The following is a 21,164-nucleotide window of genomic DNA, read 5'->3' as shown; positions in this document are numbered from 1 at the left end:
GCGTGATCTGCGCGTGACGCGAGGACGGAGGCAACGATGCCCGACGCGAAGACACGCCGTCCCGCGGTGACGATCGCCGATGTCGCGAGAGCGGCCGGCGTCTCCCGTGCGACGGTCTCCCGCGTGATGAACGGTCGCAGCACGGTCGACCCCGGGATCTCGGCCCGCGTGCAGGAGGTCGCCATCGAGCTGTCCTACCGGCCGAGCAACGTCGCCCGCAGCCTGTCGCTGGGACGGACCACGACGGTCGCCCTCGTCGTCCCCGACCTCGGCAACCCCGTGTTCCAGCAGATCCTCGGGGGCGTCTCCTCGGCCGCCGGCGAGGACGGGTACCGCGTGCTGGTGGCCGACTCTGCGGAGGACCCGAGCGCGGAGGCGGCCATCGCCCGCGAGGCCCGCCACCGCTGCGACGCCCTCATCCTCGTCTCCCCGCGGATGCCCGACGCCGCCCTCGACGCACTCCTGCCCGAGGTCTCCCCCGCCGTCGTCATCAACCGGGAGGTCGCGGGCGGCACGCCGAGCCTCGTCGTGGACTACGCCGACGCCACGGTGCAGGTCATCGAGCACCTGGTCGGGCTCGGGCACCGCCGCATCGCCTACCTCTCGGGCCCCGCGGCGTCCGTCTCGGACGGTGCGCGACGGCGAGGGCTCACTCTGTGCGGCGAGCGGCACACCGACCTGGAGATCGTCGACATCGCCGCCGGTTCCGACATCGCAGCCGGCCACGCCGCCGCGCCCGCCGTGCTGGCCAGCCGGGTCACCGCCGCGGTCGCCTTCAACGACCTCGTCTCGTTCGGGCTGCTCGCAGCGCTCAACGAGGCGGGCGTGGCCGTCCCCACGGACATCTCCGTGTGCGGCTTCGACGACATCGAGCTCGCCCGGTACGCCACGCCGGGACTGACCACCGTCGCCGTTCCCCAGGAGGACCTGGGACGGCATGCCTGGAGGGAACTGCACGCCGTGATCGACAACACCGCGAGCGCCGCCGAGACCACGCGGTTCGGCGTCCGGCTCGAGGTCCGGGCCAGCACCGGCCCCGTCCCTCGCAGCCCCGTCCGCACCGAGCCCTCGGTGGAGGCGTCGACCGCCCCGACGGCGTACGACGCCCCGGACGAGGAGACGGAGCAGGCACCGGCCTGGACCGTCGAGAACGGTGTCCCGGTCCTGCGCCGGGCGGCCGACCGCGTCGCGCTGTCCCGCTACGAGTCGGGGGTCGGCCTGCCCACGATCCACTCGCCGCGCCCGTTCCTGCACCCCGTCCACTCCCTGGCCGGGGTGCCCCTGACCGAGTCGGGGCCCGTCGACCATCGCCACCACTACGGCGTGAGCATCGCCGTCGCGGACGTCAACGGCACGAGCCACTGGGGCGGGCGCACGTTCGTGACCGACGTCGGCCCGACGCTCCTGCCGAACCACGGCCGGCAGACGTCGACGGGCACGCTCGTCGACCCCCTGTCCCCGCACCTGCTGCTGGACACCGTGCTGTGGACCGACGAGCACGGCGCGCCCCAGCTCGACGAACGACGCCGCATCGGCGCCCGCCTGCTCGACGACGGCTGGGCGCTCAAGTGGCGCTCCACGCTGCACGCCGCGCACGGCCCGTTGGAGATCCGGTCCCCCGCCACCAACGGCCGCCCGGGTGCCGGGTACGGCGGGGTGTTCTGGCGGCTGCCGATCGCGGCGTCCACCCGCGTGCTCTCCGCCGACGGCGAGGGGCAGGACCTGGCCCATGGTTCGACGTCACCCTGGGTCGCGTTCGTCCAGCGCCACCGTGACGCCCGGGGCGGCGAGCGGTCGACGACGACGCTGCTCGCCCAGACCTCGCCCGCCCGCCACTGGTTCCTGCGCTCCGAGGAGTACCCGGGCGCCTGCCCGGCGCTCGCGTGGAACTCGCCCCTGACGGTCCCCGCCGGCGGCACGGTCGAGACGGGGCTCGTCGCGGCGATGTTCGACCGCGAGCTCGACGCCACCGAGGCCGCCACGCTCGCCACCGGTCTGCGCTGACGACCTGCCTCTGCTGACGACCCCGGCGGCACGACCCCCCTCACTCACGGAGAGCTCCATGACGAACGCCCGCATCGCCGTCGTCGGCATCCACGGCCACGGCGAGAAGCACGTGCAGCACGCGCTGGAGCTCGGCACGGACGGCCGGCGGGCACGCCTGTGCGCCGTCGTCGACCCGCGCGAGCCCGCCGAGGGTCACACGGCGTACGGCACGAGGACCCCGTGGTTCCCGACCCTCGGCGACTTGCTGTCCTCCCCCGACCCGGACGTCCGCCCCGACGTCGTCGTGCTCTGCACCCCGATCCCGACGCACCTGCCGCTGGCCAAGGCCGCGATGGAGGCCGGGATGGACGTGCTGCTGGAGAAGCCCACGACGGCGTCGCTCGCCGAGCTGACCGAGCTGGTGACGATCAGCGACCGGACGGGCCGGCTCTGCCAGGTCGGCTTCCAGACGTTCGGGTCGCACGCGCTCGACGCCGTCGCCGAGCTCGTCGCCCGCGGCGAGATCGGCGAGGTGATCGGCTACGGCGCCGTGGGCACCTGGGTGCGCGACGCCGCGTACTGGGCGCGCGCCCCCTGGGCGGGACGACGGCGGCTCGACGGGCGCGACGTCGTCGACGGCGTCGTGACGAACCCGCTCGCGCACGCCGTGGCGACGACGCTGCGGATCGGTGGTGCGACCCGCGCCGAGGACGTGGCCTGGGTGGACACGGACCTGTACCGGGCGAACCCTATCGAGGCGGACGACACCTCGTCGGTCCGGGTCACGGCGACCGACGGGACCCGCTACGGGTTCGGACTGACCCTGTGCGCCGCCGAGCGGGGCACCGCCCACGTGCTCGTGCTCGGCACCCTGGGCGAGATCGAGCTGCAGTACGAGCACGACCGGCTCGTGCTGCGCACCGAGAAGGTGACGATGGACAAGACGTACGGCCGCACGCCCCTGCTGGAGGACCTGCTGGACGTGCGCACCGCCCGGGCCACCGGTGACACGGGGCGCACGCTGCTGTGCGACGTCCGCGACACCGGTGCCTTCATGCGGGTGCTCGAGGCCGTGCGCACGGGACCTGACCCACGACCCGTCCCGGCCGACGCCGTCACCTGGGCCGGCGACGGCGACACGCGGCGTCCCGTCGTCCAGGACGTCGAGACGTGGTGCGAGCAGGTCGCACGGACCCAGCGGACGTTCTCGGAGCTCGGGGCACCCTGGGCTCGTTGAGCGTGCAGCCTTCCCTGGGCCCGGCCCTGCTAGGTTCCCGGCACAGGTCGGCACCGGTGCCGGCCACCGACCCGGCGAGGAGCTCGTGGCATGGGGAACGTCCTCGCAGGCGGCGCGCTCGTGCTCGCGGCCGATCTCCACACGCTGCCGCTGTCGCTCGCGGCGACGGGCGACGTGCCCGACGCGGTCCTCGAGAGCCTGCAGCCCGGCGGCGCGGGGTTGGCGTGGCTGGCGGAGCACGATCAGGAGCTGCCGTCAGGTACCGCGCACGGGGCGGTGCGCACCTTCGACGACGTGCACCGGTACGCCTACCTCGACCTGGCGCCAGGCTCCGCAGGGGCCACTCTGACGGAGAGCGACTTCGACGACCTCCCACCCTTCTACATCACGGTCGACCTGCTCGACGGGACGCCGGAATCGACTCTCATCATCGAGGAAGACGGCGCGTTCGGCGGGTACGGGGGGTTCGCCCCCGAGGAGGTCGACGCCATCGCCGCGATGGAGCCGGGTCAGGTGCTCCTCACCGACGGCAGGTTCGGCGAGGCCTACGCGGCCTCGGCCGAGCTGACGACCGTCCGGGCGCTGAGCGAGGAGGCGGCGGACCTCATCGGATCCGGGGAGATCGACGTCCAGACCCTGCGCGACCTCAAGACCGCACAGTGGGCAGAGCTCGAGGCGGACCATCAGGACGAACCCGCTGATGCCGACGGTGCTGCCGGTGTGTCGGAGCGGGCGTCGACCGGCCTCGCCCTGGCCGTCGGCGGTGCTCTGCTCGTCGCCGCCGCCGCTGTGTTGCTGCTCAGAAGCCGCGGCAGGACCTGACCCCGGCCCGCCGGACGCGATCGGCGCCTACAGAGGGATGCCGAGGCTGGCCACCGGTACCACCTGACCGGTCGCCAGCGACCGGTTGCCCGCCACGCCGACGGCCACCGCGCGCAGCCCGTCGACCACCCCGGCGCGGCGGCCGAGCGGGTCGGCCACGGGGCCACCCTCCGACGGCGGCAGGTGGTCACGGAGCACGTCGTGCAGCATCGCGGCGTCCCCCTCACCGTGGCCGGCCGACCCCACCAGCGGCACCTCGACCGCACGCCCCCAGTGCTCCTGCACCACGAGCCGCCCGCCGCCGCGCCGCACCTCGCAGCAGGCGGAGGCGCCGTCGTCGGGCCGTGCTCCGGGCAGGCCCTCCGTGGTGTGGCACCGTTCGACGACGTCCAGCTCGGCCCGACCGCGGGTGCCGTTGATCGCCACCCGGTACCCCTCCCACGGGCTGTGCGCGGTGAGCGAGTACGTCATCGACGCGCCCGACCGGTAGCCCACCAGCAGGCTGAGGGTGTCCTCGATCGTGGCCCCCGGGCTGAAGGGGTCCCGGTCGCGCCGGTACCCGTCGGTGGCCGCGTCACCTGCGTAGAGGGACGCCAGCTCCGGGTCGGCGGCGAGGTCGAGGGCGTAGCGAGGCCCGCCGTCGCCGGCGGCCTCGCCGTAGAACCGCAGCCCGCCCCGGGCGTAGACCGACTCGGGGACGTCCTGCGTCCACCAGCCGACCAGGTCGAAGTGGTGGCTGGCCTTGTGCACCAGCAGCCCGCCGGAGGTGGCCTTGTCCCGGTGCCAACGACGGAAGTAGTCGGCGCCGTGGGCGGTGTCGAGGAGCCACTCGAAGTGCACCGAGACGACGTCGCCGATGCGACCGTCGGCGACGACCTGGCGCAGCGCGGCGTTCCGGGGCGCGTACCGGTAGTTGTGCGCCACCGTGACCTGGCGACCGCTGGTGCGGGCGGCGGCCAGGATCGTGTACATCCCGGCGGCGTCGATGGTCAGCGGCTTCTCGACGACGACGTCCGCCCCGTGGTGCAGCGCGGCGGCCACGTGCTCGGCGTGCATCCGGTCGGGCGAGGAGACCACGACGACGTCGGGCCGGACCTCGTCGAGCATGCGGCCGACGTCGTGCGCGTCATAGCCGGCCGGCACGTCCGCCCCGGCGCGCCGCGCCCGCTCGGTGTGGAAGGCGAGACGGACGGGGTTGGTGTCGCACAGCGCGACCAGGTCAGCGACGTCGGCGTGCTCGCCCGTCATCGCGTCGGTGTAGAGGCGGGCTCGGTGCCCGGTGCCGACGACGGCGTACCGGCGGCGCGTCCGGCGGGGTGCCGGCGTGGGACCGGCCTCGGTGGCCGGGGCGGCGAAGGGGGGAGACGTCATCGTCGGGCTCCTCGGGGTGGACGCTCGGTCAGCGGGAAAGCGCTTTCAAGTCCACACTACCTCGCCCCCGGCTCTCCGCCAGAGGGCTCCACATGCCGAGATCGACCCACCCGTACGGGTGGGTCGATCTCGGGTGGCGATCAGCGAGCCGCGGGTCAGGTCAGGTCGACGCCGAGACCCAGGTCCGCGAGGCGCACCGGCTCGCCCGTCTCGAGCGAGCGGTTGCCCGCGTAGCCGACACCCGACGCCCGCAACCCGTCGACGAACCCGGCGGCCCGCCCCAGCGGGTCCGACTCGTCGCGCCCCACGAAGATGTCGTTCAGCAGCAGCGCGTCGCCGCCGCCGTGCCCACCGGCACCGAGGGCCACGATCGGCCGCTCCTCCGCACGCTCCCAGTGCCGCTGCACGAGCAGCCGCTCGCCGTTGGGTCGCACCTCGTCCTGCGCGAACGCCTCGGTGAGGCTCGGGTCCAGGACCGCCTTCCCGTCCTCGCCGAACACGACCGAACCGCGTTCGGTCACCTCGAGGGTCGCCTGCCCGCGCGAGCCGTTGACCACGACCCGGTAGCCCTCCCAGGGGGCCGACGCCGTCAGCGAGTAGGTGAGCATCGGCCCGCCCGCGTACTCCACGACCAGGCCCAGGGTGTCCTCGGTGGTGATGCCGGCGTCGAACACCGACCTGTTGCGGACATAGCCGTCGTGCGCCTGCGCCTCGGGTCCGTAGAGCTCGCCGAGGTACGGGTCCTTGGCCATGTCCAGCGCCCAGGGGTCGACGCCCTCGGCGTTGAGCGCCCGCTCGCCGCCCGTCGGCTCGTAGCCCTGTGCGTGCGCAGCGTCGTCGCCGTAGAAGCGCCGTCCGCCGGAGGCGAAGACCCGTACGGGCACGTCGTCGATCCACCAGTTGACCAGGTCGAAGTGGTGGCTCGACTTGTGCACGAGCAGGCCACCGTTGTTCACCTTCTCGCGGTGCCAGCGGCGGAAGTAGTCCGCGCCGTGCACGGTGTCGAGCGACCAGTCGAAGTGGACGGACAACACCTTCCCGATCTCGCCGGACGCGATGACCTCACGCAGCGCCGAGTTCCGCGGCGAGTAGCGGTAGTTGAAGGTCATGGTCAGGTCGCGCCCGGTCTCGGCGACGGCGTCGGTGATCTGCCGCGCCTCCTCCGCCGTGGCGGCGATGGGCTTCTCCACCACGACGTCGACGCCGGCGCGCAGCGCGCGGGAGACCATGTCGGCGTGGGTGTTGTCGATGCTGGTGACGACGACGCGGTCGACCCGCTGCTCCGTGACGGCCTTCTCGAGGTCGGCCGGGGCGTACACGGGACGCTCGCCGCCGACCTTCGCGGCGACCCGGGCCTCGTGGACCGCGGCGCGGACCGGGTTGGGCTCGACCCACGCGACGATCTCGCCGGCGTCGGCGTGGGCGTCGACGAGGGCCGAGACGTACATGCCGGCACGATGGCCGGTGCCGACGACGGCGTAGCGGAGGCGGCTGGGGGTGGTGGAGGACAACGTCGGACTCCTGTGTCTCGCGGTCAGAAAGCGGTTTCCCACCACTGTACCCGAGAGGGTCACGGCATCCCATCGGCACGATGCGGCCAGGTCGGCAGACATGCGTACCGACCCGGCCGCATCGTGCCGACCGGATCAGCGGCTACCGCCGCGGGGTGAGCACCACCTGGCCGGCCCACGTGAAGCCGCCGCCGAACCCGAACAACAGCGCCGGCGCGTCGGCGGGCAGCCGGCCCGCGTGCCACCACTTCGACATCCCCAGCGGGATCGACGCGGCCGAGGTGTTCCCCGACTCGGTGATGTCGGTGACGACCACCCGGTCCTCGAGCCCCAGCGACTTCGCCAGCGGCTCGATGATCCGCAGGTTCGCCTGGTGGGCGACCAGGACCTCGATCTCGTCGAGCCCGAGGCCCGAGGCCTCCACGACACGCCGGGCGCGGTCGGCGGCACGCGTGATGGCCCACTTGAAGACCGTCCGGCCGTCCTGGGCAAACTTCTCGGTCGGCGCCTCGATGACCACCGCGGGCGTGATCTCCGGCTCCGAGCCCCACACCACGGGGCTCACCGCGGGCTCGTCGGTCGCCTGCAGCACGGCCGCTCCCGCGCCGTCTGCGGTGAGGATGCTCGTGGACCGGTCGCTCCAGTCGGTGACGGCCGTGAGCTTCTCCGAGCCCACGACGACGGCGGTCCTCGCGCTCCCGGTGCGGATCGCCTGGTCCGCCAGACCCATGGCATAGGCGAAGCCCGAGCAGGCGGTGTTGATGTCCACGACCCCCGGGCCGACGACGTCGCGCAGGTCGGGGGCCTCCTCGCCCTCGGGCGTGCTCGCGCCGGGCTGGACCCCCGTGCGCAGCGCGTACGCCACCCGGCCGGCGGTGTTCGGCGAACGGTCCACGGCCGTCGTCGTCGCGACGATCACCAGGTCGACGTCACCAGGGTCCACCCCGGCGTCGGCGAGCGCGTGCTCCGCCGCGGCGGTCGCCATGTCGGCCACCGTGACGTCGTCGGCGGCGACGTGCCGGGTGACGATCCCGGTCCGCGAGCGGATCCACTCGTCGTTCGTCTCCACGAACCGGGCGACGTCGTCGTTCGTCATGACCCGGGCGGGCTGGTGGTGCCCGAGGCCGACGATGCGGGAGCCGGCAGCACCGGCGGGCAGCGTGAACATGCTCCCGATCATTCCACGCGGACGGCCGGGGGTCGCCGCCGCGTACGCGACGACGACCCCCGGCCGTTGCTCAGGTCAGCTCAGCACTCGCCGACCTGCTCCCAGGGACCCCACGGGCTGGCGCCGGGCTCCTGGTTGCGGGTCCACCACTTGGCCTCCCAGAGGGCGCCCTCGTGCACGGCCTGGTCGCCCGCGACGAAGATGCGGCTGGCGGTCCACAGGGCCCCGCACTCCGGCGCCGGCTCACCGGCCGGGCCGATCTCCTGCCAGGCACCCCACGGCGAGGACCCGGGCTCCTCGCCGCGCGTCCACCACAGCGCCTCGAAGACGACGCCGTCGTGCTCCACGCGGTCGCCCCCCGTGTAGACGGTGTCCGCCGACCAGGCGGCGGGCGTCTCGCCCGGGTCGGTCTCGCCCGGCACGATCTCACCCGGCTCCGCCTCGGAGGTGTACGCCAGCCGCGGCGCCTCCGGGGCCTCCATGCCCTCACCCAGGTGGTAGGAGGTGTGCGGCGGCTGGTTGTAGGCGGTGTTCTGCCAGGCCACCGCGAGGCGATACTGCGGGTCCGACATCAGTGTCCGCAGGCGGTGCTCGGTGGGGATCACCGTCGTCGCGATGCGCAGCGCGGACGAGTCCTCGGTGCGCGTGACGATCTCCTCGCGCCAGTCACCGAACAGGTCGGCCTGGATCGAGAAGTTGCCCTTGGTGCTGTTGTTCGACAGCGTGCCCTCGGCCCGGTACAGCTCGACCTCGGTCTCGTTCTCCCAGTCCCACTTGGCGATGGTGGGTACACCCGTGGAGGAGTCGGCGTCCCAGTCGTGGTCGCCGATCTCGCGCAGCAGGTCGCCGTCCCACCAGGTCAGGAAGTTCGCCGCCGGGATGTTCTCGGAGATGAGCTCCCCGCTGGCGGACATCAGGTAGCCGACCGGCGAGTTCCACGCCCCGTCGCCGCCGATGGCCCAGCCCTCGGCGCCGTCGTACCGGGGGTCGATGTCACCCATCGCGGCCCGGCCGGTGTCGACCTGCGCCGGGACGGACCACAGGACCTCCCCCGTGGCGGCGTCGCGGAACGTGCCGCCCCGGTTGCCCGACGCCCGCATGTCCTCGTGGGCCGCGAACATCTCGAGGCCCGGACGCGAGGGATCGAAGTCGCCGACGTGCATGGCGTCACCGTGCCCGAGACGGGTGTTGTACAGCGCCGTGCCGTCGTCGTCGACGGTCATGGACCCGAAGACGATCTCGTCCTTCTGGTCCCCGTCGACGTCGGCCACCTGCATGTCGTGGTTGCCCTGGCCGCGGTACTGGTCGCCCTCGACGTCGGAGTCGAAGACCCACCGCTCGGTGAGCTCGGACCCGTCGAAGTCGAACGCCGCGATGACGGCCCGGGTGTAGTAGCCCCGCGAGAAGATCGCCGTCGGGGTCTCCCCGTCCAGGTAGGCCGTGGCCGCCAGGAAACGGTCCACGCGGTTGCCGTACCCGTCGCCCCACGAGCCGACGTCGCCGCGCGGCGGCACGTAGTCGATCGTGTCGATCGCGGCCCCGGTCTCACCGTCGAACACGGTGAGGAACTCCGGCCCGGACAGGACGTAGCCCGCCGAGCTGCGGAAGTCGGCCCGGGCGTCGCCGATGACCGTCCCCTGACCGTCGACGGTGCCGTCGGCGGTCTTGACGATCATCTCGGCCTTGCCGTCGCCGTCGTAGTCGTACACCTGGAACTGGGTGTAGTGCGCCCCGGCACGGATGTTGTGGCCCAGGTCGATGCGCCACAGCTGCTCGCCGGACAGGGTGTAGGCGTCCAGGTAGACGTTGCCGGTGTAGCCCGACTGCGAGTTGTCCTTCGCGTTGGACGGGTTCCACTTGACGATGTACTCGTACTGCCCGTCGCCGGTGACGTCGCCGACGGACACGTCGTTCGCGCTGTAGGAGTACGGCTGGCCGTCCTGGGTGGTGCCGTCCTGCGGGGTGTTCAGCGGGATGTCGAGGGTCTGGCCGTCCCACGGCACGAAGTCCCCCGTGGCCCAGCGTTCGGTCCCGTCGACGACGGCGGAGATCCGGTAGGTCGCGTCCTGCGTGCCCTCCGCGTCCACGTGGTTCGTCGATCCCGTGACCGGCTCGGCGGTGATCCGCTCCCCGTCGCGGTAGACGTGGAAGGCGATCTCCTCGGGGTCGTCGCCCAGCATGCGCCAGCCGACGTACACCCCGTCGTCGGACACTGCTGCGACGGGCTGACGGCCGGTGCGCTCCGCCTGCCGGGCCAGCTCGGTCACGGCGTCCGAGGTGACGGTCCCCGACAGCTCGGAGACGCCACCCGCGTTCACCGAGGCCACCGCGTACGTGTACCCGATGGTGGTGAGGACGTCCGTGTCCCGGTGTTCCGGGTCGTCGGTGCGGTCCACGAGCACCAGGTCACCAGCCTTGTCGGCACGGTAGACGTGGTAGAACAGCGCACCCTCGGACGGCTCCCAGGCGAGCGACACGGCGTTCTTCTCGATGCCGGTGACGGCCAGGCCCGTGGGGGTCGCGGCAGGCTCGGCGTCGGCATCCACCGTGGTGAGCTCGACCGCGTTGGACGCGACCGACTCGTTGCCCGCCGCGTCGAGCGCGACGACCGTGTAGGTGTACCTCAGCCCGACGTCGGCCGTGGTGTCGACCAGCTCCGTCGCGTCCACGTCCGCCAGGGCCGTCGGACGGCTCGCGCCCTCCGCCTGCCGGTAGACCCGGTAGCCGGCGACGTCCTGCGCCGGCTGCCACGACAGCGGCACCGAGACGTCGGCCCCGTCGATCGAGACGTCACCGGCGACGAGCTCGGTCGGCGCGTAGAGGAGCGAGGTGATCTCCAGGCCGTTCAGCCAGCCGTCGGCGACGACGTCGATCTTGCCGTCGGTGACGACCACGGGCTGGACGATCTTGCTGGAGGTGCTGCCCCGGCCTGCGTTGGCCGACCCGTGGTCGACACCCTGCACGGTCACGCCGAGGCGTGCGGTGCCGATGAGGTCACCCCAGATCACCTCGACGGCGTAGGTGCCGTTGGGGACGTCGAAGCGCATCGGGTGGCCGGTGCCAGGCAGCAGGAAGTCCCGCTGCAGGTCGTTCAGCGCCCCGTCGCCGGTGCCGCGGTCGCGGCCTCCCGGACCGGAGTCCGAGGTGAACCCGTACCCGCGCTCGGCGGTGTACAGCGTCGTCTCGTCGAAGGCCGTGTAGCCGTCCTGGGTGCTGTTGCCGGAGACCTGCACGTCGAACTTGTACAGGGGCGCCTTGGTGGTGACCGACAGGGTGGCCGACGGCGCGGACTCGCCCCGGCCGTTGACCGCCACGACCCGCAGGTCGTACGAGGTGCCCTGCTCGAGGCCGGTCACCTCGGCGACGCCGACCGTCGAGCTGGCGACCAGGCCGAAGTCGCCGTCCCCGGTCCGGGCCAGCACGCGGTAGATGTCCGCACCCTCGGACTCGGTCCACGACAGGGTCACGCTCGTGGCCGAGACGTTGCCCGCCACGAGCCCGGCAGGTGCGTCCGGCACCTCGGCGGGCGGCTCTGCGTCGACGACCTCGCCCGCGAGCGGGACGTCCAGCTCGGCGGTGCCGACGGCGACGAGCCGGGCCATCTGGATGGCGCCGTACTCCTGGAAGTGGGTGTCGTCCGTGGTGCCCTGCGGCCGGTTCGGATAGACCCCGGCCGGCACGTGCAGGAACACGCTCTTGGCCTCCTCGGGGCCGATCTCGTCGAGGAAGGCCCGCGACGAGGCCGAGAGATCGACCAGCGGGGTGCCGGTGTCGGCCGCGGCCCGGGTCGCGGCGTCCACGTACTCCGGGAAGGACACGTTGAACTGGCCAGTGGCGGCATCGAACGACCGGCGCGAGACCGGCGTGACGACGATCGGCTGCGCACCGCGCTGCACGGCGCCGTCGATGAACGTGCGCAGGTAGTAGTAGTAGTCGCCCGGGCCCGCCCAGCGGTCGTCGACGCCGTAGCTGTTGTCGTTGTGCCCGAACTGGACGTAGAGGTGGTCGCCCGGGCGGATCTGGGTCAGGACCTCGTCGAGACGGCCCTGGCTGATGAAGTTCTTCGAGGACCGTCCGCCGATCGCGTGGTTGTCGACCACGACGTCGTCGGACAGGTAGCGCTCGATCATCTGCCCCCAGCCGGCCTGCGGGGCCCAGTAGGGGTCGTAGGTCTGCACGGTGGAGTCGCCGGTGACGTACACGGTGGACTGGTCGGCGGCGTCCCGGTCGTCCTGGCGGGTGATCGTCAGACCGTTGAGGTTCGCGGCGCTGCCGGCGAGCTGCAGGTTGAGCTGGCCGTCCACGAGCGCGAGGTCGAACTCCATCTCCAGGAACTCGCCCGCGGGCTTCTCGGTGGGCTGCACCTTGGCCATCTGCTCGGCGGTGATCGCGACGTCGGTGGCCGCCTCGGCATCGCCGGCGACGACGGCGACCGTGTAGTCACCGTTCGGCAGGTCGATGACGAGCTCGGCGCCGTCGGCGGTCACGAAGTCGCCGCGCAGCGCGTCGTCCCCGCCGCGGTCGGTGGCCGTCACCACGGAGATGTCGACGAACCCGAGACGGTTCTCGGCGTCGTAGGCGGTGTCGGCGTCGACGACGACGGCGTCACCGTCGACCGCGCCGGAGCCCAGGTCGATGTGCAGCGTGCCGCCCTCGGGGAAGTTCGGCTCGCTCGACAGGGTGCCGACCGCGGGCGCGGAGGCCGCCGTGGTGCCGTCGCCGGTGACCGCGTGCACGCGGTAGTAGCTCACCGCCGAGGTGTCGACGTCGGTGTCGGCGAAGAAGACCTCGCGGGCGCCGGTGGCGGCGATCTCGGTGTAGTCGCCGTCGACGGCGTCGCTGCGGGTCAGCGTGTACCCGGTGGCGCCGGAGACCTCGTTCCAGCGCAGGACGACCTCGCCGTCGCTCGCTGCCGCGACGCGCAGGTTCGCCGGGCCGGGCGCGCCGTCGCCGTCGTCGGGCTCCTCGCCGGGCTCAGCGCCGCCGTCGCCCGGTTCCTCGGAGTCGTCGGCGACCTGGGTGATCCGCAGGCCGTTGACGTAGCCGTACCCCTTGCCGGTGATGCCGAGGTTGAGCTGCCCGTCGGAGACCTCGGCCGTCAGCGTGCCGCTGCTCGTCTGCTCGGCGTCGGCGGTGATGTTGGTGCCGGCCCCGCCCTCGGGGGCGACGGTGGTGCGCACGCTGGAGGTGCCGGCGAGGGTGTCCCCGACCCACACCTCGACGTCGTAGGTCCCGTCCGGCACGTCGACGGCGAACTCCCACTCGGCACCGAGCACGAAGTCGCCGGTCAGCGGGTCGACGTCCGTCGACCGGTCGCGGGCGGCGACGTCACCGGAGGTGATGCCGAAGCCTGCGTCCTCGTCGTAGGCGGTGGTGGGGTCCACGCGCTCGTACCCCTCGGCGACGGGGCTGTCGGGGGTGCCGAAGTCGAAGAGCCAGACGGCGTCGTCGTCGGCCGCGACCGCCGTGGCGGGCAGGAGCGGCAGCACGAGGGCCGCGGCGGCAGCGCCGGCCACCAGGCCTCGGGCTGGGCGGCGGCTCGGGGGTGGTGTGGTCGAACGGTGCCGGTAAGCGCTTTCACGCTCGGCACGTGAGAGCCTGTCGGGCTGCTGCACGGTTCACCTCGTCGTCTCGTCGTTGAGTCCGGCCTCGGCCGGTGACGCGCCCTCGTCGGTGAGGTTGGTTCAACGGATTTAATGAATGGATTCAATCCGCGCGTCGTCGTCATCATGCCCGCTCGTCACGGCGTTGTCCACACCAGGTCAGCACCCGGCGCACCGCGTCGCGGTCGATCCCGCCGGCGACGGTTGAGGCCGGGCAGCCCGCATGAGAGATTGGCCCCGCGCACCTGGCACCGCCGTCAGGGAGCAGGACCACCACAGCGGAGGCACCGGGACGACCGGCCCCGCCGGAGAGGACCCCGATGCCTCACGAGGCCAGCACCCCCCGCCAGCCCGACGCCGCCTGGCGTGCCGAGCAGGTCCGAGAGCTCCTGGAGTTCGGCGCGCCGTCGGTCGAGGGATCAGACGGCGCCACGTGGCTCGACGACGACGGTCGCCCGGACACGGGTCAGCCCGTCCACACCTGGATCACCTCGCGCATGGCGCACACCTACGCCCTCGGTCACCTGCTCGGCGTGCCGCACTGCGGCGAGCGGGTCGACCGGGCGCTCGCCGGGCTGACCGGCACGCTGCACGACCACGAGCACGGCGGCTGGTTCGCGTCGTCCGGCCCGGGCGACGCCGTCGACGGCACCAAGGCCGCCTACGCCCACGCGTTCGTGGTGCTGGCCGCCTCCTCGGCGTCCCAGGCGGGACGACCGGGTGCCGAGGCCCTGCTCGGCGAGGCGCTCGACGTGCTCGACGAGCGGTTCTGGGAGACCGAGTCCGACCTGCTCGCCGACGAGTGGGACCGCCCCTGGCTCGAGCTCTCGACCTACCGGGGCATCAACGCGAACATGCACGGCGTCGAGGCCCTGCTCGCGGCCTCCGACGCCACCGGCGACGCCCGGTGGCGGGACCGGGCCGCCCGCGTCGTCGACCGGACGGCGGCCTGGGCGCAGGACAACGGCTGGCGCATCCCCGAGCACTTCACGGCCGAGTGGGCACCGGACCTCGAGTTCAACGCCGACCGCCCGCACGACCAGTTCAAGCCCTACGGCTCCACCCCCGGGCACGGCTTCGAGTGGGCCCGCCTGCTGCTCCAGCTCGACGTCGCGTCCGAGCAGGTGGGCCGCCGCACCGAGGCGGCCGTCAACCTGTTCGACCGTGCGCTGTCCGACGGGTTCGACGGCACCGGGTTCGTGTACACGGTCGACTGGTCCGGCGAACCCGTGGAACGCCGACGCTTCCACTGGGTGGCGGCCGAGGCCGTCGCCGCGGCCGAGGTCCTCGCCCGAGTCACCGGCTCCGCTCGCTACGCGGAGCAGGCAGCCGCCTGGTGGGAGCTGGTCCGCGACCGGTTCGTCGACCCCGAGCGCGGCTCCTGGCACCACGAGCTCGACGCCGCGGACCAGCCGGCCGGTGAGGTGTGGGCCGGCAAGCCGGACATCTACCACGCGGTCCAGGCCCTCCTCGTCCCGGACCTTCCCCTGGCCGGCTCCTTCGCCGAGTCCGCCGGCCGGGCCGGCTCGGGCGCCATCTGACCGGCGCTGGCGCACGATGGTGCTGCAGCTGGTCCAGGTGAACATCAAGGCCCGCGACGAGACGGCGATCGGCCGGTTCTGGGCCGATGCCCTGGGTTGGGACCTGTCCAGCGAGGCACCGGGAGTGGCGAACGTCGAGCCGCCCGGTTTCGACTGGCCGGACCCCACCGCGCTCTGCGTGGACGTCGTCGCCGTCCCGGACCCCGAGTCGGTCCGCTACCGCGCGCACCTCGACCTCGCGACCTCCTCGGCCGAGCACCACACAGAGCTGGTCGCCCGCCTGGTCGGGCTCGGCGCGACACCGGCGGACATCGGCCAGGGAGACGTCCCCTGGACGGTGCTCGCCGACCCGGAGGGCAACGTCTTCTGCGTGCTGGAGCCCCGGGACGTCTACCGGGACACCGGGCCGATCGCCGCCGTCGTCGTCCACTGCACGGACCCGCGCGCACTGGGGGCGTTCTGGCGCGAGGTCACCGGCTGGACCCGGCACGAGGCCTCCGACGACCTCGTGCGGCTCCGGGCGCCGCAGGGCGTCGGCCCGTACCTCGAGCTCGTCCGGCACCCCGACCCGGGAACGGTGCACCACCGGGTGCACCTCGACGTGCTGTCGCACCGCGACGGTGACCCGGCGGCCGAGCTGGCACGGCTGCGCTCGCTGGGTGCCACCGACGCGGACGTCGGCCAGGGCGACGACGTCCCCTGGGTCTGCCTCGCGGACCCGGAGGGCAACGACTTCTGCGTCCTCGGGGTGCGCTGACGCGCACTCCTCAGGCCCCGTCCCAGAGCTCCTCGACGAGACCGATCAGCTCTCCGGGCTCCCTGCTCCGAGCCGGCGTCGAGTGCGGCACCGCGCTCGACATCCAGCAGACCTGCTCGTTGTCCTCGAAGAGGGTCACGAATCCATCGCCGCGGGACACCGTCACCCTCACGGTGCGCCACGCGGATGTCGGCTCGTCGACATCCACGCTCCATGCCCGCGACGAGCGCGCCAGCTCGGCGAACTGGCGAAGGTCCGCTGCGATGTCGTCACCGGAGGTCATCGGGGGACGATCCCGGCCTTCATCTCCTCGAACCCGACGAGCTCGATGCCCAGCACCCGCTCGTCCCCGTCGAGGTCGATGACGATCGTGCCGTGCAGCCGGGGGTCCTCGACCTGGATCTGGGTGATGGCCTCTCCGTCGACCAGATCCCGCCCGGTGAGGTTGATGTAGGCAGCGTCCACCTCTCGGTCATGGTCGAGCCGAAGAGGAACAGCTTCGGCACTCATCGGTTCCCTCCTTCCGGATGGCCCGTCGTCCCGGCCCCGGCGAGCCCGGCCTCGCGGGAGAAGCCGACGATGTGGTCGCGCACGGCCCGCTCGGCGCGGTCCGCGTCCCCGGCGGTCACGGCGTCGAGGATCTCCTCGTGCTCGGCGCACAGCCGTCGCGCGGTGTCCGGCCACGAGGGCAGCCCCGCCATCCCCCGGGCCACGTAGTCGCGCACGGCGCTGCGCAGGCCGGTGAGGATCGCCTCGACGAGCTGGTTGCCCGCCCGGCGCGCGATGGCCAGGTGGAAGTCCTGGTCCAGCCGCACGAACTCCTCCACGGCGAGGCCGGGCACCGCCATCGCCCGCACGAGCCGGTGGGCCTCCGTCCCGTCGTCGGCGTCGGGCGCTGCATCGTCGGCACCGGCCGCGAGCGCCGCCTGCCGCACGGCCCAGGTCTCGAGCGCGACGCGCGTGCTCACGACGTCGTGCACGGGCAGGGTCCCGGAGGCCACGTGCAGCCGGACCGCGGCGCCGAGGCCTGCGGCGGGCCGGTCGATGACGGTGGCGCCGGCGTCGGGCCCCGAGCCCACGGCGGTGCGGATGATCCCCATCGCCTCCAGGATGCGCAGGGCCTCGCGCACGGACGGCCGGGAGACGCCCAGCTCCTCGGCGAGCGCCCGCTCGGCCGGGAGACGCTCGCCGAGCGCCCAACGGCCCGCGGCGAGCTCGGACTCGATGCGGGCCAGGACCTTCTCGTGGGTGCGCACGCCACGATCCTAGCCGTGGTCTGACCACAGCCGGCGAGTGGGCTACAGTGGTCGGACCACAGCACGGATCAGCCCTGCCACCCCGCCGAAGGAGCCGGACGTTGCGCATCGCCCTCGCCGCGACCTGCATCGCGGACACCCTGTTCCCCGGCGCGCCGCGCGCCACCGTCCGCCTGCTCGAACGGCTCGGCCACGACGTCGTCTTCCCCCGCGGCCAGGCGTGCTGCGGGCAGATGCACGTCAACACCGGCTACCTCGACGAGGCCGTGCCCGTCATCCGCAACCACGTCGAGACGTTCGCCCCCGCGGCCGACGGCGAGTGGGACGCCGTCGTCGTCCCCTCCGGCTCGTGCACCGGGTCGATCCGCCACCAGCAGGCCATGGTGTGCCGCCGCGCCGGACTCGACGACCTCGCCAGCACCGCCGAGGCCGTCTCCGCGAAGACCTACGAGCTGAGCGAGCTGCTCGTCGACGTGCTCGGCCTGCGCGACGTCGGCGCCTGGTTCCCCCACCGCGTCACCTACCACCCCACCTGCCACTCGCTGCGGATGCTGCGCGTGGGCGACAAGCCGCTGCAGCTGCTGCGCGCGGTGACGGACATCGACCTGGTCGAGCTGCCGGAGGCCGAGTCCTGCTGCGGGTTCGGCGGGACGTTCGCCCTGAAGAACGCGGACACCTCGGCCGCGATGCTCGCGGACAAGACGGCGAACGTCCGCTCCACCGAGGCACAGGTGGTCACCGCCGGCGACTACTCCTGCCTCATGCACATCGGCGGCGGGCTCTCCCGGCAGCGGGCAGGGGTCGGCACCATGCATCTCGCGGAGATCCTCGCCTCGACCCGCGAGGAGCCGACACCCCTGCCCCGTACCCGCACGCCGGAGGTGGCCCGATGAGCACGTTCCTCGGCCTCCCCGGCCTGCGGCGGCGCGTGCCCGACGACGGCGCGACGGCCGCGAGCGCCGCCGAGCCCTGGGGCGCCGTCCCCCACCCCGACGAGCCGTTGCGCTGGGGCGAGTCCTTCCCGGCCGCGGCGAAGCACACCCTGAAGAACGAACAGCTCCGCAAGAACCTGGGCCACGCCACCCGCACCATCCGCGGCAAGCGGGCCGCCGTCGTCGACGAGGTGCCGGACTGGGAGGCGCTGCGCGACACCGGATCGGCGGTCAAGGAGCAGGTCATGGCGCAGCTGCCGGACCTCCTGGCTCAGCTCGAGGAGAACGTCACCGCGCGCGGCGGCGTCGTGCACTGGGCCCGGGACGCCGCCGAGGCCAATCGCATCGTCACCGAGATCGCGCAGGCCAAGGGCGCCGACGAGGTCGTCAAGGTCAAGTCGATGGCCACCCAGGAGATCGGCCTCAACGAGCACCTGGCCGACGAGGGCATCGCCGCGATCGAGACCGACCTGGCCGAGCTGATCGTCCAGCTCGCCGACGACATGCCCTCGCACATCCTCGTGCCCGCCATCCACCGCAACCGCGCCGAGATCCGGGACATCTTCCTCGCGCGGATGGGTGACGCCCCGCCGGACCTGTCCGACGTCCCCCGCGAGCTCGCCATGGCCGCCCGCGCACACCTGCGGCGCAAGTTCCTCTCGGCGAAGGTCGCGGTGTCCGGCGCGAACTTCGGGGTCGCAGACACCGGGACCCTGGCCGTGGTGGAGTCCGAGGGCAACGGCCGCATGTGCCTGACCCTCCCCGAGACCCTCGTGACGGTGATGGGCATCGAGAAGCTCATCCCCACCTACACCGACCTCGAGGTGTTCCTGCAGCTCCTGCCGCGATCCTCCACCGGCGAGCGCATGAACCCGTACACCTCGCTGTGGACGGGCGTCACCCCTGGGGACGGCCCGCAGGAGTTCCACCTCGTGCTGCTCGACAACGGGCGCACCGACGTCCTCGCCGACGAGGTCGGCCGCAGCGCGCTGCACTGCATCCGCTGCTCGGCGTGCCTCAACGTGTGCCCGGTGTACGAGCGGGTCGGCGGCCACGCCTACGGGTCGGTCTACCCCGGCCCCATCGGCGCGATCCTCACCCCGCAGCTCACCGCTGCCTCCGGAGGGGTCTCCGGCGCCGACGACGTCAACGCCTCGCTCCCCTACGCCTCGACGCTGTGCGGCGCCTGCTACGACGTGTGCCCCGTGAAGATCGACATCCCGTCCATCCTGGTGGACCTGCGCGCCCGCGAGGTCGACGCCGACCGCGGCAAGCACAAGGTCGACCCGTGGCGGGCCGCCATGAAGGCGGCGTCCTGGGTCATGTCCGACGGCGGCCGGTTCGGTCTCGCCGGCCGCGCGGCCACGCTCGGGCACGGTCTGGGCGGGCGCGACGGCGTCATCTCGAAGGCCCCACCACCGGCGTCGGCCTGGACGCGGGACCGGGACCTGCCGGCACCGCCCGACGAGACGTTCCGGCAGTGGATGGCCGAGCACGAGCACGGCGAGCAGGACGGGGGCGAGCGATGAGCGCGCGCGAGGACGTGCTGAACCGGGTGCGGGCCGCGCTGGGCGGCTCCGGCGTGGGCACGACGGCGGCCGGCAAGATCGGCACGACGCCGGGCGTCGTGGAGGTGCCCCGGGCCTACCGGGCGGCCGGCGAGCACGAGCCCGGATCGCCGGAGGTGCTCACCCAGCTCGTGGACCGGCTCGAGGACTACCAGGCGCACGTCCAGGTCGTGTCCGAGGACGAGCTCCCGGACGCGGTCGCCGAGGTCCTCGGCGGGGCGGGCTCCGTCGTCGTGCCGTCCGGGCTGGAGGAGGCGTGGCTCGCCCCGCTGCCGGGCGACGTCGTCGTGCACAGAGACACGCACGCCGGCCCGGACTCGCCGCTGGGCGCGACCGACCTCGACGCGATCGGCGCCGTGCTGACCGCTGCGCGGGTGGCGTGCTCGGAGACCGGCACGATCGTCCTGGACGGCGGGCCCGACCAGGGACGGCGGGCGATCTCGCTGGTCCCGGACGTTCACCTGTGCGTGGTGCGCGCCGACCAGGTCGTGGAGACCATCCCCGAGGCCGTCCGGATCCTGGCGGCGCACCCCGAGCGCCCGCAGACGTGGATCTCCGGACCGAGCGCCACCAGCGACATCGAGCTCGACCGGGTCGAGGGCGTGCACGGCCCCCGCACCCTCCACGTGCTCCTGGTCACCTGACCCAGCCTTCGCGCTGCGGGTGCCTCACAATGGGCTCCCGTGACCGACAGCGATCTGCCCGAACCCGCACCGGTGTCCGACGCGCTCTTCGACGTCCCCCCGGAGGCACGCCGCCCGGCCACGCGGATCGTGCTTCTGACCGGTGCGTCGGGCAGCGGCAAGTCGGCGCTCACCCGGCGCCTGGGACTGCCCGTGGTGATGCTCGACGACTTCTACCGCGACGCCGACCACCCCGGCATGCCGCACGCCTACGGGATCGTCGACTGGGACGACCCGGCCAGCTGGGACCACGACGGCGCGCTCGAGGCGCTGCGCACGCTCGCCACCACGGGACGCGCCGAGCTGCCCGTCTACGACATCCCCACCTCGCGCCGCACGGGAACCGCGGTCGTCGAGGCCCGGGGCGAGCCGGTGGTCCTCGCCGAGGGCGTCTTCGCTGCCGAGCTCGTCGCTGACTGCCGTGCCGAGGGGTTCCTCGCCGACGCCCTCTGCCTCTCGCGACCCCGCCTCGTGACCTTCTGGTTCCGTCTCCTGCGGGACGTGGCCGAGGCGCGCAAGCCGCTGCCGACGCTCCTGCGCCGCGGCTGGGGCCTGCTGCGCGCGGAGCCCGCGCTGGTGCGGCGGTGGACGGGACTCGGGTGCCGCGCCGCGACGCCCGCGCAGGCCGAGCGAGACATCCGGTCGCTGCGCACGGCCGGCGGAGCATGAGTCCGGCCCGCAACACCCGCGAAAGTGTCATGAAGACGTAACACGCAGGTCACCCACCCC

16 protein-coding genes are annotated in these 21,164 nt (G+C 73.1%); 9 read left to right on the top strand and 7 right to left on the bottom strand.

Translation table 11 applies throughout. The features are described 5' to 3' along the window. The first annotated feature begins 36 nt into the window (after window positions 1-36). The 3 genes from HDG69_RS03035 (at window position 37) to HDG69_RS03025 (ending at window position 4,045) form a co-directional block, all read left to right on the top strand. Window positions 37-2,004: a DUF6807 family protein gene (locus HDG69_RS03035; protein WP_171782285.1), complete on the top strand. Its 1,968-nt coding sequence runs from the start codon at window positions 37-39 to the stop codon at window positions 2,002-2,004. A 58-nt stretch (window positions 2,005-2,062) separates the two neighbouring features. Then, window positions 2,063-3,223 carry a Gfo/Idh/MocA family protein gene (locus HDG69_RS03030; RefSeq protein WP_171782284.1) on the top strand — a complete coding sequence of 387 codons (1,161 nt, stop codon included), beginning with the start codon at window positions 2,063-2,065 and terminating at the stop codon, window positions 3,221-3,223. 90 nt (window positions 3,224-3,313) lie between these two features. Then, entirely contained in the window at window positions 3,314-4,045 is a 732-nt protein-coding gene (locus HDG69_RS03025) for a hypothetical protein (RefSeq protein WP_171782283.1), read from the top strand. A gap of 27 nt (window positions 4,046-4,072) precedes the next feature. Here HDG69_RS03025 and HDG69_RS03020 read toward each other — a convergent pair whose 3' ends face one another. The 4 genes from HDG69_RS03020 to HDG69_RS19300 all read right to left on the bottom strand — a co-directional run bounded on the left by HDG69_RS03020 (window position 4,073) and on the right by HDG69_RS19300 (window position 13,611). Further along, window positions 4,073-5,416, bottom strand: coding sequence for a Gfo/Idh/MocA family protein (locus HDG69_RS03020; RefSeq protein WP_171782282.1), 1,344 nt, complete (start codon window positions 5,414-5,416; stop codon window positions 4,073-4,075). A gap of 155 nt (window positions 5,417-5,571) precedes the next feature. After that, the gene (locus tag HDG69_RS03015) at window positions 5,572-6,927 is read right to left on the bottom strand and encodes a Gfo/Idh/MocA family protein (protein ID WP_246255971.1); all 1,356 of its coding nucleotides are present in this window, start codon (window positions 6,925-6,927) and stop codon (window positions 5,572-5,574) included. Window positions 6,928-7,069: 142 nt separating this feature from the next. Further along, entirely contained in the window at window positions 7,070-8,095 is a 1,026-nt protein-coding gene (locus HDG69_RS03010; protein ID WP_246255969.1) for a 3-oxoacyl-[acyl-carrier-protein] synthase III C-terminal domain-containing protein, read from the bottom strand. Between the two features lie 80 nt (window positions 8,096-8,175). Beyond that, window positions 8,176-13,611 (bottom strand): rhamnogalacturonan lyase family protein, encoded by a 5,436-nt coding sequence (locus HDG69_RS19300; RefSeq protein WP_171782279.1) that lies wholly within the window; start codon window positions 13,609-13,611, stop codon window positions 8,176-8,178. A 407-nt stretch (window positions 13,612-14,018) separates the two neighbouring features. On the opposite strand from HDG69_RS19300, the gene HDG69_RS03000 reads away from it, so the two are divergent. Together HDG69_RS03000 and HDG69_RS02995 are read left to right on the top strand one after the other, a co-directional pair. After that, window positions 14,019-15,239 carry an AGE family epimerase/isomerase gene (locus tag HDG69_RS03000; RefSeq protein ID WP_171782278.1) on the top strand — a complete coding sequence of 407 codons (1,221 nt, stop codon included), beginning with the start codon at window positions 14,019-14,021 and terminating at the stop codon, window positions 15,237-15,239. Window positions 15,240-15,255: 16 nt separating this feature from the next. Beyond that, window positions 15,256-15,996: a VOC family protein gene (locus HDG69_RS02995; RefSeq protein ID WP_171782277.1), complete on the top strand. Its 741-nt coding sequence runs from the start codon at window positions 15,256-15,258 to the stop codon at window positions 15,994-15,996. 10 nt (window positions 15,997-16,006) lie between these two features. Here the strand turns inward: HDG69_RS02995 and HDG69_RS02990 are convergent, their stop codons facing one another. The 3 genes from HDG69_RS02990 to HDG69_RS02980 are packed head-to-tail and all read right to left on the bottom strand — an operon-like array spanning window position 16,007 to window position 17,252. Beyond that, on the bottom strand, window positions 16,007-16,279 hold the full coding sequence (locus HDG69_RS02990; protein WP_171782276.1) for a hypothetical protein: 273 nt from the start codon (window positions 16,277-16,279) through the stop codon (window positions 16,007-16,009). Beyond that, window positions 16,276-16,461 (bottom strand): DUF2283 domain-containing protein, encoded by a 186-nt coding sequence (locus HDG69_RS02985; protein WP_171782275.1) that lies wholly within the window; start codon window positions 16,459-16,461, stop codon window positions 16,276-16,278. The genes HDG69_RS02990 and HDG69_RS02985 overlap by 4 nt, the downstream gene beginning before the upstream one ends. A 41-nt stretch (window positions 16,462-16,502) precedes the next feature. Further along, entirely contained in the window at window positions 16,503-17,252 is a 750-nt protein-coding gene (locus HDG69_RS02980) for an FCD domain-containing protein (protein ID WP_171782274.1), read from the bottom strand. 101 nt (window positions 17,253-17,353) lie between these two features. Here HDG69_RS02980 and HDG69_RS02975 point away from each other — a divergent pair, with 101 nt between their 5' ends. From HDG69_RS02975 to HDG69_RS02960, 4 genes are read left to right on the top strand one after another with little or no spacing between them, the layout of a single operon-like run. Further along, window positions 17,354-18,145, top strand: coding sequence for a (Fe-S)-binding protein (locus tag HDG69_RS02975; RefSeq protein ID WP_171782273.1), 792 nt, complete (start codon window positions 17,354-17,356; stop codon window positions 18,143-18,145). Further along, on the top strand, window positions 18,142-19,713 hold the full coding sequence (locus HDG69_RS02970) for a LutB/LldF family L-lactate oxidation iron-sulfur protein (protein WP_171782272.1): 1,572 nt from the start codon (window positions 18,142-18,144) through the stop codon (window positions 19,711-19,713). Before HDG69_RS02975 ends, HDG69_RS02970 begins: the two co-directional genes overlap by 4 nt. Then, window positions 19,710-20,396, top strand: a complete 687-nt coding sequence (locus HDG69_RS02965) for a LutC/YkgG family protein (RefSeq protein ID WP_171782271.1) — start codon at window positions 19,710-19,712, stop codon at window positions 20,394-20,396. Before HDG69_RS02970 ends, HDG69_RS02965 begins: the two co-directional genes overlap by 4 nt. 39 nt (window positions 20,397-20,435) lie before the next feature. Beyond that, complete coding sequence (locus HDG69_RS02960) at window positions 20,436-21,104, top strand: ATP-binding protein (RefSeq protein WP_171782270.1); 669 nt, start codon at window positions 20,436-20,438, stop codon at window positions 21,102-21,104. Window positions 21,105-21,164 lie beyond the last annotated feature (60 nt).

Origin of the sequence: Isoptericola halotolerans, assembly GCF_013149785.1 — a bacterium.
In the GTDB taxonomy this organism is placed as follows: domain Bacteria; phylum Actinomycetota; class Actinomycetes; order Actinomycetales; family Cellulomonadaceae; genus Isoptericola; species Isoptericola halotolerans.
The sequence above is the reverse complement of the archived record's forward strand: the minus strand, read 5'-3'. Positions and strand labels throughout refer to the sequence as shown.

Bases quoted from the DNA above. Each gene is read 5' to 3' on its own strand.
- HDG69_RS03025 (WP_171782283.1), top strand. From the start codon at position 3,314: ATGGGGAACGTCCTCGCAGGCGGCGCGCTCGTGCTCGCGGCCGATCTC.
- HDG69_RS02970 (WP_171782272.1), top strand. From the start codon at position 18,142: ATGAGCACGTTCCTCGGCCTCCCCGGCCTGCGGCGGCGCGTGCCCGAC.
- HDG69_RS02995 (WP_171782277.1), top strand. From the start codon at position 15,256: ATGGTGCTGCAGCTGGTCCAGGTGAACATCAAGGCCCGCGACGAGACG.
- HDG69_RS03020 (WP_171782282.1), bottom strand. From the start codon at position 5,416: ATGACGTCTCCCCCCTTCGCCGCCCCGGCCACCGAGGCCGGTCCCACG.
- HDG69_RS03010 (WP_246255969.1), bottom strand. From the start codon at position 8,095: ATGTTCACGCTGCCCGCCGGTGCTGCCGGCTCCCGCATCGTCGGCCTC.
- HDG69_RS02990 (WP_171782276.1), bottom strand. From the start codon at position 16,279: ATGACCTCCGGTGACGACATCGCAGCGGACCTTCGCCAGTTCGCCGAG.
- HDG69_RS03000 (WP_171782278.1), top strand. From the start codon at position 14,019: ATGCCTCACGAGGCCAGCACCCCCCGCCAGCCCGACGCCGCCTGGCGT.
- HDG69_RS03035 (WP_171782285.1), top strand. From the start codon at position 37: ATGCCCGACGCGAAGACACGCCGTCCCGCGGTGACGATCGCCGATGTC.
- HDG69_RS02965 (WP_171782271.1), top strand. From the start codon at position 19,710: ATGAGCGCGCGCGAGGACGTGCTGAACCGGGTGCGGGCCGCGCTGGGC.
- HDG69_RS03030 (WP_171782284.1), top strand. From the start codon at position 2,063: ATGACGAACGCCCGCATCGCCGTCGTCGGCATCCACGGCCACGGCGAG.